This is a genomic window from Lysinibacillus sp. NPDC093688, from assembly GCF_050280145.1.
Lineage (GTDB): Bacteria > Bacillota > Bacilli > Bacillales_A > Planococcaceae > Lysinibacillus > Lysinibacillus xylanilyticus_B.
On sequence record NZ_JBNNUX010000004.1, the window covers coordinates 80,888 to 92,499 of the forward strand.

Annotated in this window: 10 protein-coding genes; 9 read left to right on the forward strand and 1 reads right to left on the reverse strand. The window is 36.7% G+C overall.

Going from position 1 to position 11,612, the window contains the following annotated elements:
- Positions 1-86 precede the first annotated feature (86 nt).
- The 5 genes from ACQKN2_RS05285 (at position 87) to ACQKN2_RS05305 (ending at position 6,031) form a co-directional block, all read left to right on the forward strand.
- Positions 87-1,076: a FecCD family ABC transporter permease gene (locus ACQKN2_RS05285; RefSeq protein WP_427414143.1), complete on the forward strand. Its 990-nt coding sequence runs from the start codon at positions 87-89 to the stop codon at positions 1,074-1,076.
- Positions 1,077-1,850, forward strand: a complete 774-nt coding sequence (locus ACQKN2_RS05290; RefSeq protein WP_427414031.1) for an ABC transporter ATP-binding protein — start codon at positions 1,077-1,079, stop codon at positions 1,848-1,850. It abuts the gene before it with no gap.
- Positions 1,851-1,911: 61 nt separating this feature from the next.
- Positions 1,912-2,910, forward strand: coding sequence for an ABC transporter substrate-binding protein (locus ACQKN2_RS05295; RefSeq protein WP_427414032.1), 999 nt, complete (start codon positions 1,912-1,914; stop codon positions 2,908-2,910).
- Between the two features lie 57 nt (positions 2,911-2,967).
- The gene (locus tag ACQKN2_RS05300) at positions 2,968-3,642 is read left to right on the forward strand and encodes a precorrin-3B methylase (RefSeq protein ID WP_427414033.1); all 675 of its coding nucleotides are present in this window, start codon (positions 2,968-2,970) and stop codon (positions 3,640-3,642) included.
- A gap of 232 nt (positions 3,643-3,874) precedes the next feature.
- Positions 3,875-6,031, forward strand: a complete 2,157-nt coding sequence (locus tag ACQKN2_RS05305) for an ATP-dependent helicase (RefSeq protein WP_427414034.1) — start codon at positions 3,875-3,877, stop codon at positions 6,029-6,031.
- A 117-nt stretch (positions 6,032-6,148) separates the two neighbouring features.
- Here ACQKN2_RS05305 and ACQKN2_RS05310 read toward each other — a convergent pair whose 3' ends face one another.
- Positions 6,149-6,910 carry a YheC/YheD family protein gene (locus ACQKN2_RS05310; RefSeq protein ID WP_427414035.1) on the reverse strand — a complete coding sequence of 254 codons (762 nt, stop codon included), beginning with the start codon at positions 6,908-6,910 and terminating at the stop codon, positions 6,149-6,151.
- A gap of 309 nt (positions 6,911-7,219) precedes the next feature.
- Here ACQKN2_RS05310 and aepX point away from each other — a divergent pair, with 309 nt between their 5' ends.
- The 4 genes from aepX to ACQKN2_RS05330 all read left to right on the forward strand — a co-directional run bounded on the left by aepX (position 7,220) and on the right by ACQKN2_RS05330 (position 10,893).
- Entirely contained in the window at positions 7,220-8,122 is a 903-nt protein-coding gene (aepX, locus tag ACQKN2_RS05315) for a phosphoenolpyruvate mutase (RefSeq protein WP_427414036.1), read from the forward strand.
- Between the two features lie 4 nt (positions 8,123-8,126).
- A complete protein-coding gene (gene aepY / locus ACQKN2_RS05320) occupies positions 8,127-9,254 on the forward strand; it encodes a phosphonopyruvate decarboxylase (RefSeq protein ID WP_427414037.1) in 1,128 nt (375 codons plus the stop codon).
- A gap of 108 nt (positions 9,255-9,362) precedes the next feature.
- Positions 9,363-10,460, forward strand: coding sequence for a 2-aminoethylphosphonate aminotransferase (locus ACQKN2_RS05325; protein WP_427414038.1), 1,098 nt, complete (start codon positions 9,363-9,365; stop codon positions 10,458-10,460).
- Positions 10,461-10,488: 28 nt separating this feature from the next.
- Positions 10,489-10,893, forward strand: coding sequence for a hypothetical protein (locus ACQKN2_RS05330; RefSeq protein WP_427414039.1), 405 nt, complete (start codon positions 10,489-10,491; stop codon positions 10,891-10,893).
- The last annotated feature ends 719 nt before the right edge of the window (positions 10,894-11,612 follow it).

An 11,612-nucleotide genomic window follows, 5' to 3' on the forward strand; every position in this document is an offset into this window, starting at 1 on the left:
TAAGAGAGGAGAGCGTTTTGAAGAATTCAACAACAAGAAATATCAACCTACTCTTATTAGTATTGACTGGTGTCGTTCTAATATCGATGACATTAGCGATCATGGTAGGCTCTGTGTCAATTACACCTAGTATTGTATGGCGCATTATTTTATCGCATATCCCGTTCAATCCACTTGCTATTACAGAGGATTGGAGTCGTTCGCAGGAAATCATCATTTGGCAAATTCGTACTCCACGCGTAGTGCTTGCCATAATAGTCGGAGCGGGTCTTGCTATTTCGGGAGCAGCCATTCAAGCTTTAGTTCGCAATTCAATTGCGGACCCGTACATTTTAGGGGTATCATCCGGTGCTTCTGTAGGGGCGACGTCTGTTATTTTACTTGGTAGTTTTTCGATTTTTGGTATGTATGCGCTATCATTCGCTGCTTTTATAGGGGCGACGATTGCTGTACTAATCGTGTTCTTCTTAGCACGGGTTGAAGGGCGTATTTCAGTTATACGACTATTATTAGCAGGGATTGCCGTGTCACTAGTTTTGTCAGCGTTGACGAATTTTATGCTGATGATGGCGAAGGAAGAGGGCGGTATTAAGGCTGTGATGTATTGGATGATGGGAAGTCTGGCTGGAGCGAAATGGATGAATATAATGATTCCATTCATCGTTTTAACTGTCGTTTACGCAATTTTACGTCTCCATGCACGTCATTTGAATTTACTTTTACTTGGCGAAGAATCTGCTGTTACGTTGGGTGTTAATATAGAGAAATTTCGACTGCTACTAATATTATTAATTTCACTATTGACAGGTGTACTTGTTGCAGTAAGTGGCGCAATCGGCTTTATTGGCCTAATTATTCCTCATATCGTACGCATGATTGTCGGTTCAAATTATAAGTTTGTACTGCCAGTTAGTGCATTAATGGGTGCGATATTTTTAATATGGGCAGATGCAATTGCTCGCATTGTGATTGCGCCTGAGGAAATGCCGATTGGAATTATTACGGCTTTATGCGGATGCCCATTCTTTATATGGATGTTGCGTAAGCAAATGTATTCTTTCGGGGAGGAGAATTAGATGGTTTATGTAGCAAAAAACCTTTCTTTTGCCGTGCATCAGGTGAAAATATTAAACAATGTTTCTGTACATATTCAAGAACGCGAGTTTGTTGGCATTATTGGGCCTAATGGTAGTGGGAAATCAACCCTATTAAAAAATATGTACCGTATGCTACAACCTCAAGAAGGAGAAGTATTTTTATTTAATGAAAATATTTACAACCAATCTTCAAAGGTAATAGCGAAGCAACTTGCCGTTGTAGGCCAGGAAACACCAGTGCTATTTGAGTTTACGGTTAAGGAACTTGTTGCAATGGGACGTACACCGCATAAAAGGCTTATGGAAGTGGATACAAAAGAAGACCTTGCTATTGTCGAGGAATCGATGCAGCAGGCAGGCGTATTACATTTAAGTGAGCGTACCTTTAGTTCATTATCCGGTGGTGAGAAAAAACGAGTCATTGTTGCAAGAGCATTGGCACAACAGGCTAAGATCATGGCATTAGATGAGCCAACGAATCATTTAGATGTTCAGCATCAGCTCCAGCTCATGGATTTGATACAGAGCTTGCCGATTACGGTCATTGCAGCCTTGCATGATTTAAATATTGCAGCAACTTACTGTGATAAAATTTATGTTTTAAAGGACGGAGAAATCGTAGCATACGGGACACCATTTGATGTATTAACGCCCTCATTATTACAAAGAGTGTTTGGAGTACATGCGGAAGTGAGCGTGCATCCTATCACGAAAAAACCCCATATTTATTATATATCTGAGCAATTTTTATAGTTAGTTAAGGGATCATAGATTTCATTCTATATAATATTTTTTGAAAAAAGGAGAAATAGAAATGAAGACATTTAAAAGCGTATGGCTTGTTCTTGCAATCTTAATGGTAAGTATTTTAACGGCTTGTGGTAACGAGGAAAAACAAGATTCAGCATCGCAAAGTGAGCAAGTAGAACCAGCAAAAGCAGAGGCAACGAAAGTAACGATTGAAAATAACGGTACGACACAAGTTTATACGGAAGCGCCTAAAAAAGCCATTAGCTTAAATCAGCATGTAACAGAAATTATGCTAGCGTTAGGCTTAGAGGATTCAATGGTTGGAACAGCGTATTTAGATGATGCAATTTATCCACCGTTACAAGCGGCGTATGAAAAAGTTCCGGTATTAGCTGAGGAATACCCAACAAAGGAGCAGGTGATTGATTCAGGAGCAGATTTTTTATTTGCAGGCTGGAAAAGTGGATTTAGTGAGAAGGGTGTTGGGACTCCAGAAGAACTAGAAGCACTTGGCATTCATACTTATTTACATACATCTTCAAGCATTACAAATCCTAAGTTAGAGGATATTTTCGCCGATATCAGAAACATTGCTAAAATATTCCGTGTGGAAGAGCGTGGAGAAAAATTAATTGAGCAAATGACAAAAGAAGTAGAGGACATTCGGACGAAGCTTCCGCAAAATAAGGATAATTTGCGTGTTCTTGTATTTGATAGTGGTGAGAAAGAAGTTTTCACTGCTGCACAAAACTTCATGAATGAACTTGTGACTGTAGCAGGTGGAAAAAATATTTTCGATGATGTTAAGTCTGGCTGGGCAACAGTTTCTAAAGAAGATGTAGTAGAGCGCAACCCCAAAGTTATCGTTGTAATTGACTATGGTTCAACTACTGCTCAAGAAAAAATTAATTTCCTGAAAAATGATCCGGCATTAAAAGAAACAGAAGCGGTATTAAACGGACGTTTCGTTGTTTTACCACTATCAGCAGCATCTGAAGGTGTTCGTGCAGCTGAAGCAATTCAAATATTAGCAAAAGGATTTTATCCAGAAAGCTTTCAATAATAAAGAAGAGGAGCTAGCCAATTGCTAGCTTCTTTTTTCATAGGAGGATGGGAAACGATGACAATAAATACATTTAACAATAATATTCCTGAAAAAACATTTGCTAAGTTAAACAGTGAAGGTGAATTTACACGTATTGCCGTGAGTCCTGGAATTATCAACAAACATTATACACCAGCACAATTTCAAAAAATCGCAGAAGTAGTTGGAAAGAGTGGAGCGATTAAATATTCTACGTCTTATAACATCATGATTTCTGTGCCGACGTTAGATCTGATAAGAGTGACGCAAGAGCTGGAACAGGTTGGTTTATATATTGCGCAACAAGGACAGGTTGTTGCGATGAAGGCCTGTGATTTTTGTGATGGGGTTAAGATGGATGCAGCAACAATTACAGAGGAGCTGTATCAGCAGCTTGATGGCTTGGAAGTGCCAAGCCGAATTCGCATTAATATGAATGGCTGTGCATCAGCTTGTTATAATGCCGTTTATGATGATATTGGGCTAGTATATCAGAAAGATAGCTTTGATGTGTATTTAGGGGCTGTTCCTATGGGGAAAAATGCACAGGCAGGGGAGCTATTTGCGAAAAAAGTACCTGTACAGCATATCGAAAATCTTTTACAGGAAATAATTAAGCTCTATAAAGAACTTGCCCTCCATAAAGAACCATTTTATAAATTTTACAAAAGAACAAAAACAGCAGACTATTGGCAAAAGCTAATAAATTAATGGTTGCCTCATTAAAAATATTGTATAAACCTACTTATTGCTTAAAAAATAAAATGATATGTTTTTTGTTTTAAAAATTTTCTTTATGGATATAAGCTCTGTAGCATCTATTAGACAACCTTGTGTGAATGTTCCCCTGCTTTTGCTTTAATATTGTGCGGCTTTCCTCGGATGAATCCTCATCATTTGGTATAATAAAGTATAGACTTTTTTTGAACGGAGAGAGATTGATATGAATGGAGCGCAAAAAGCGTTTTTTGAGGAAAAGGAGCGTTCACTTGGCGTTCATCTAAATGATGTACAGACGCAGGCGGTGTTACAAACGAGTGGGCCGCTGTTACTATTGGCTTCTCCCGGTTCAGGAAAAACGACGACGATTATTATGCGAATTGGCTATATGATTGAGGCGCTTGGTGTGAATCCTTCTCGCATAAAGGCTGTCACGTTTAGTAAGGCATCAGCCGATGATATGAAGGCACGTTTTGCAAAGTTTTTCCCGCATTTGCCACCGGTTGATTTTTCGACGATTCATAGTTTAGCATTTCAAGTTGTGCGGCAGACACTTGAACGCCAGGGCATTTCGTACGGTATCATTGAAGAATCGGACAAGCCTGGTGTTGTTTCAAAAAAACGAGTACTTCGCGAGATTTTTGAACAATTAAATAGCACAAAAATTACCGAAGATCAGTTAGACGAGCTACTGACGTACATAACGTTTATCAAAAATAAAATGCTGCCAGAACAGGAATGGGCAATTGCAGAAGTAAAGGTACCTAAAAAAGTCGAGATTTTACAGCGTTATGAGGAATATAAACGCACAGGTAGTGATCGTTTATTAATTGATTTTGACGATATGTTATTAATGGCGAATGATATTTTCACGAAAAATCGAGAGGTGCTGGCGCAATACCAACGCCGCTACGATTATTATTTAACGGATGAAAGTCAAGATACATCACCCGTTCAACATGCGATTATCGCGAAGCTCGTCGCAGTCCATCAAAATTTATGCGTCGTTGCAGATGAGGATCAGGCCATTTATAGCTGGCGCGGTGCAGAGCCAGATTATTTGCTGAATTTCCAAAAGGTATATCCGGAGGCGCATGTTTTACTTATGACGCAAAACTATCGTTCAGCTGCAACGATTGTAGAGCCAGCCAATATATTCATTCAGCGAAATAAAAAGCGTTTTAACAAACAAATGTTTACGGAAAACCCTGCTGCAGAACCGATCTCGTTTAAAATCCTCGAGAATTACAATTTACAGGCCAAGTATTTAGTGGACCAATTGAAAAATCTGTCTAAGCGCGGCTCAACGGCTATTTTATATCGAAATAATACGTCAGCCATTCCGCTTATGGACGCTTTTGACAGAGCAGGTTTGCCTTTCTATATGAAAGATTCCACGATTCGCTTTTTCACGCATTGGGTCGTGGAGGATATTATGAACTTCATGCGTCTAGCGTACAATACAAAAAATATTACGGTATTTGAAAAAGTTTACAGAAAAATGAATGCTTATATTACACCAACGCAATTGAAGGCGCTACAGAAAGTGCCAGAAGATGGCTGTGTATTCACACAGTTGTTAGAACATGTTGAGTTAAAGGATTATCAGCCTGAATATATTAAGCGCATTCGCAAAACGTATGATAGCATTCAATTTGATAAAACGACGCCAACAGCCATGCTAGAGCATATTCGTTATGACTTTGGTTATGAGCGCACCTTAAAGAATATGAGTGAGAATCTCGGTTTTAATTATGAAAATTTACTAGATATTGTGGATGTACTCGGTTTAATTGCTCGTCATACGACGACGATGACCGAATTTGCGGGTCGTTTGAAGCAGCTTGAAAATTTAGCACGTTCTTCTCATATGAAAAATGAATTGAATGCAATTACACTGACAACATTGCACAGTTCAAAAGGCTTGGAATTTGACCATGTGTATTTGATTGACTTGATTGAGGGGATTTTACCTAGTGAGGCGGAAGAAGAAATCGAAGAAGAAACACGACTCTTTTATGTCGGTATCACGCGTGCGATTCGCCATTTAGAATTAATTTCGTATAATAAGCGCTTTAAAACAAGTGTGGTGCCATCGATTTTCATGAAGGCGTTAAAACAAATCGTCTCTCCGCAGGAATTGCCAAAGAAAGCGCCGAAAAGTCCGAGGAAAGTACTGAAGCAATACCGTAATGAGCGGACGATTACAACCGAGTCAGCGTTAATCGTCGGCTCAAAAGTAAAGCATGTGATTTTAGGAGAAGGAGAAATATTAGCCGTTACGAGTAGCACGATTGAATTGTCATTTGCTACGGGGATTAAGAAATTTTTGACGGATACATGTTTACAGCAATGCTATTTAGAAACGATTGAAGATTAAAGGAAGCGTATTCGGGATTTTTCGAATACGCTTTTATAATAGTGCTATTTTGTAGGGGTTCCTTGATGGAAAAATAAACGTCATTGCTCATTATCTTCTTACCACCAAATGGACCTTTTATTCATTTTGCATTTTCCTAATCTCAACAATTTCCTTCCAGATCGCCCTATCAATTTTGGCAAAACTACTTATGCTTGGTGTTGTATTTACTTCAAATAATATAGGTTTTCCTTCAAGATTTATTCCGAAATCAATGCCATATTCTCTACAAGGAAAGTGGGATGCTATTACTTCAGATGCTAAAATTGAATCTTCTTTTAGAGAAGCTATTGTTTTATCTTTCTTTGTATTATCCATCAACATATAATCTGATAATAATTCATCAATCGGTATTACTTGAGAACCACGATTTGAATTAACAATCCCATGATCCTCAGTTGCAATCCTTCCGTAAATACCACCAATTATCCATTTTCCCTTTAGATTTTGAACATGAACACGAATGGATATTGAATCCCCATCAGGGGTTAGACTCATGACTCCCTCCTGTATAATATAAATTCCGCTTAATCTATCGTGTTTCTCATATGGGTGTAGAACTTGATGGAAATCCTCAATTGCTGCCACACACTTATTTATTTCTTCACCTTGCATGGTAAATCCGTTAAAACAATACTGTCCATCTTTTCTTTTGTAGACTTTATAAATTGCTCTTCCTTGTCCGGTGCTAGTATGTTTCACATAAACATACTCATACCTATCTAATAAATAGATTAGGTTTTCTAGACTGTAAAGTGTTGATTCTGGAATGCAGTTAGTTGTTAAAGGATTTTGATTTAATAGTAAGAATTGGTCCCATTTTCCAAGTCCATTTTTCAATAAGCGCACCTCATTTAGTAAGATATTTTATTTTTTGTATGAAGAGTGTAGTCCTCTCCTCTTATGAAAGTTACTGTATTGTATGTAAATAGATTTGTCTTGCATAGGTGGGTGTGACTTAGTAACGCAATTAATGTCTCCCATTTTTCTGTTAGAGTCCCATATACTACACAGAAAATAGCATTTTGATTGTTCTCTATACTTCATTTTTTTGATTTCAAAATCGTTAGTTTCTAATGTATCTGCCCTGCTAATCTTTACTTTTAGTCATATGATAATACGACATGTCGAGTAAGGAGATGGAAGATATTGAAAAAGACGAAGAAATTAAAAGAATTAATATATTCAGATGAACTCGAATTTTTAATGGAAGCCCATAACGGTCTTTCCGCAAAAGTTGTAGAGGAGGCCGGTTTTAAAGGGATTTGGGCGAGTGGTCTATCGATTTCAGGATCTTTGGGTGTAAGAGATAATAATGAAGCATCATGGACGCAGGTATTAGATATACTTGAATTTATGAGTGATACGACAACAATTCCCATCCTATTAGATGGGGATACAGGATATGGAAATTTTAATAATGCTCGGCGGTTAGTTAGAAAACTAGAACAATTAAAGATTGCTGGAGTCTGTATCGAGGATAAAATTTTTCCGAAAACGAACTCATTTATTAATGGAGAATTACAGCTTCTCGCATCGATTGAAGAATTTTGCGGGAAAATAAAAGCAATGAAAGATACGCAAGAGGATGAAGACTTTATGGTTGTAGCTAGAGTCGAGGCTTTTATTGCAGGACTGGGATTAGATGAAGCCCTTAAACGTGCGGAAGCCTACAGGAAGGCAGGCGCCGATGCAATTCTTGTGCATAGTAAAAGGTCAGATTTTAAAGAAATTGAAGCATTTATGAAGGAATGGGGTAGAAGGCATCCAGTGGTTATTGTGCCTACAAAATATTATACAACCCCAACAAATGAATTCAGAAAAGTAGGAATAAGTACTGCGATCTGGGCTAATCATAACTTAAGAGCATCGATAACTGCTATGCAGAACATCTCAAAACAAATCCTAAAAGATGAGAGTCTCATTCAAGTAGAGAAATCGATCGTAAGTGTACAAGAGATTTTTAGACTCCAAAATGCTGAGGAGCTTCAAAAAGCGGAGAAGAAATATTTGCCATCAACTAATAACCAATCAAAAACGGAAACGGAGTGATGGTATGCTAAATACAAGCGAATTTGGAAATGAGCTTAAAAGACATGGTTTTGACTTTTACAGTGGGGTCCCATGTTCATTTTTAAAGAATCTTATTAACTATTCCATAAATGAGTGTGAATATATTGCTGCAGCCAACGAAGGCGATGCAGTAGCTATTGCTTCAGGAGCATACCTTGGTGGAAGGAAATCAGTTGTTTTAATGCAAAACTCTGGTCTAACCAATTGTATTTCTCCATTGACTTCCTTAAACTACCCCTTTCAAATACCTATACTTGGGTTTGTTAGTCTCCGTGGAGAACCCGGGTTGAATGATGAGCCCCAGCATGAATTAATGGGGCAAATTACTACGCAACTATTAGATCTCATGCAAATAAAATGGCAATTCTTATCTTTTGATGATAGTGAGGCAAAGAGACAACTTGAAGAAGCTAACAAGTGGATTGAAGCAAATCGACCATTCTTTTTTGTAGTGAGAAAAGAAACTTTTAAAAGTGAGAAATTGAAGATAGAGCAACGCCTTAATCATAAAAATAAGGAAAAAAGTGAACAAACTGACTTAGATGAACTGCCAAGTCGTTTTGACACTTTAAAAGTGATAAATGGACTCAAAGATATGAAAACAGTACTAATGGCCACAACTGGTAAAACAGGAAGGGAACTATATGAGGTCGAGGATTCTGATAATAATCTATATATGGTTGGCTCCATGGGTTGTGTCGGTTCTTTAGGCTTAGGCTTAGCCTATACGCGAAAAGATATAGATGTAATTGTTATTGATGGAGATGGTTCCCTCCTTATGCGAATGGGAAGCTTATCTACAAATGGCTACTATCAACCTGAAAATATGCTCCACATTCTTCTAGATAATCAAGTTCACGATTCAACTGGAGGGCAAAATACCGTTTCTCACAATGTTGATCTTGTCAATATTGCTGCAGCTTGCGGTTATGAAAAGTCATGCTATATCCATAGTTTACATGAACTTGAAAAGTGTATTCAAGAATGGAAAATGACAAAAGGGCTGACTTTTATTTATTTGAAAATCTCAAAGGGATCTAAACAAAATCTAGGACGTCCAAAAGTTACTCCAAGTGAAATTAAAACTCGTCTACAGAGATTTCTTAAATAATTGTTCTGAAAATAAATATTTGCAGGTTAATCTTGCCTATAAGAACCTCTTTACAGAGATAATTCGAACCGCGTATAAAAGTGTAATAAAATTAAAGGGAGGAGTACCGTGAAGAAAATTAAAAGAAATATATTACTGAATCCCGGACCTGCTACTACAACAGATACGGTTAAATACGCACAAGTGGTACCTGATATTTGCCCTCGTGAAGATGACTTCAGCCAATTATTGCAATTTGTTACTTCTGAAATTACTAGTTTAGTTTCAGAAGAGAATCAGTATACAACCGTTTTATTCGGTGGTTCAGGTACTGCTGCTGTAGAATCAATCTTGAGTTCAGTAATGACTGATGGGGTTTTAGTAATCATTAATAACGGAGCCTATGGAAAGAGAATGTGCGAAATTGCAGAAGCTTATCAGCTGGATTGGATTGAGTTTTTAAGTCCACCCGATCAAGCTATTAAATTAGATCAGTTACATTCATTCATTCAAAAAATTCCACGAAAAGTTTCTTATCTAGCTGTTGTGCATAATGAAACAACAACGGGAATATTAAACGATATAGAATCGATTGGCTCCATTTGTGAAGAAAATGAGATTCATATGATGGTAGATGCAATGAGTTCGTTTGCGGCTATTCCTATTAATATGAGTAAAATGAAAATAAGTTATTTGGCGGCTAGTTCCAATAAAAACCTTCAAGGAATGGCAGGGGTCTCTTTTGTTATAGCTAAAAAAAGCGAACTAGAAAAAGGAAAAACAAAAAAGCCGACAAATTATTACTTGAATCTTTATTCTCAATATTACCATTTCATCGAGACCGGTCAGATGCGTTTTACTCCACCTGTACAAACTATCTATGCGCTAAAACAGGCCATTGTAGAATTAAAAGCAGAAGGAATGAAAGAAAGATATGAACGATATTCTAAATGTTGGGAAACCTTAATAGAAGGTCTCTCTAGACTTGGTTTAAGATATCTCGTCCCTTTGGAGCACCATTCGAAAATTATTACAGCAATAGTAGAGCCCGAAAGTGAAAATTATAATTTTAAAGAAATGCATGATTATTTATATGCTAACGGAATAACGATATATCCTGGAAAACTTAATCAATTAAATTCTTTTAGGGTAGCCAACATTGGTGATCTTAGCAAAGATGATATCGAGCTCTTTTTAACTTTATTAGAAAAATATCTTCAAACCTAAATTATTCATAGAACAGTAGAAAACCTACTTGCTTACAAAACGTAGTAATGGCTATGATCGCAGTCCGGGTACACAAAAAATACAGTTTGAAACGGCGCCAGTTTTATATGCCTGTGAAATAGAAGAACATTTTTTTGGTATACTACGTCGGACTTTTGATGATTTACAGTACGAAAATCTTAAAACAGTAGCCTTTATTACACGTAGTATGCGAGATGAAATTAGTATTATATACTGTGGAAATTTAGAAAAGTATAAAGATGAGGTTACAAACACGTTAATAGCTAATGGGAAAAAGGTGTTGAAAAGTAAATTTGCAAAATCCGTAACGGCATGGATATACATTGGCGATGATTACGTCACGAATTACAATAATGATCAAGAGAAACGAAACAGCGTTTGGAAAGAAGGGAATTTAAGTATATATACTTAGAAATGATAGTTTACAAAAATACTAACAGAATAGAATTAACGAACTATTATTCATAAAACAATATTAACATTCGTATTTTAATAGTGAAAGTGCTATTCTTCCATCGACCGGATACTTTATCAATCGGATAAAATACGAACATTATACTTGAAAGTTTTCTAACGTTAATAATATTGGCTGTTTTCTCTAAGGTTGTTATTCTCTTGACCAAAAGTTTAAACAAAATGGAAAAGATTTTGTATTGGACACGGAAAATATAAAGACATTGAACCCATAATTGAAAATGTAAACTATAGTAATTTATTAGAATGGATTAAACGAACGGAAGTTCATTTTAGACCTAAAACGGTCAATCAAATAATAGCCTTAGGATCGTTACTAGCAATCCTATAGCCATTGAAGATTGCGATACTTTGGAAGGATTATTTGCCGTCTATAAAGCCGCGTATGAATTACAAGATACTGGGGTAAATAAACTAGTTGAGCAGCCATGATCTGTATTAAAAAGGTTAAAAGAGCTGTAAATCGTATTCATAACTTATGACCATATTGACCGTGTAATTTTTCAATTTCAATATTCAACACAAATTCATCAATAATGACAGCATGGCGCTGCAAGTATAAAATCTCCAGATATCGTAATAAACAAATAATTATTATCTGTACAAAATCATAAGAGGAGCGTTATCGTTCACATGAAAATTATAAGGAACTTTACA

Coding starts and splice junctions, on each gene's coding strand:
- ACQKN2_RS05295 (WP_427414032.1), top strand. CDS start 1,912: ATGAAGACATTTAAAAGCGTATGGCTTGTTCTTGCAATCTTAATGGTA.
- ACQKN2_RS05300 (WP_427414033.1), top strand. CDS start 2,968: ATGACAATAAATACATTTAACAATAATATTCCTGAAAAAACATTTGCT.
- ACQKN2_RS05285 (WP_427414143.1), top strand. CDS start 87: ATGACATTAGCGATCATGGTAGGCTCTGTGTCAATTACACCTAGTATT.
- ACQKN2_RS05305 (WP_427414034.1), top strand. CDS start 3,875: ATGAATGGAGCGCAAAAAGCGTTTTTTGAGGAAAAGGAGCGTTCACTT.
- aepY (WP_427414037.1), top strand. CDS start 8,127: ATGCTAAATACAAGCGAATTTGGAAATGAGCTTAAAAGACATGGTTTT.
- ACQKN2_RS05290 (WP_427414031.1), top strand. CDS start 1,077: ATGGTTTATGTAGCAAAAAACCTTTCTTTTGCCGTGCATCAGGTGAAA.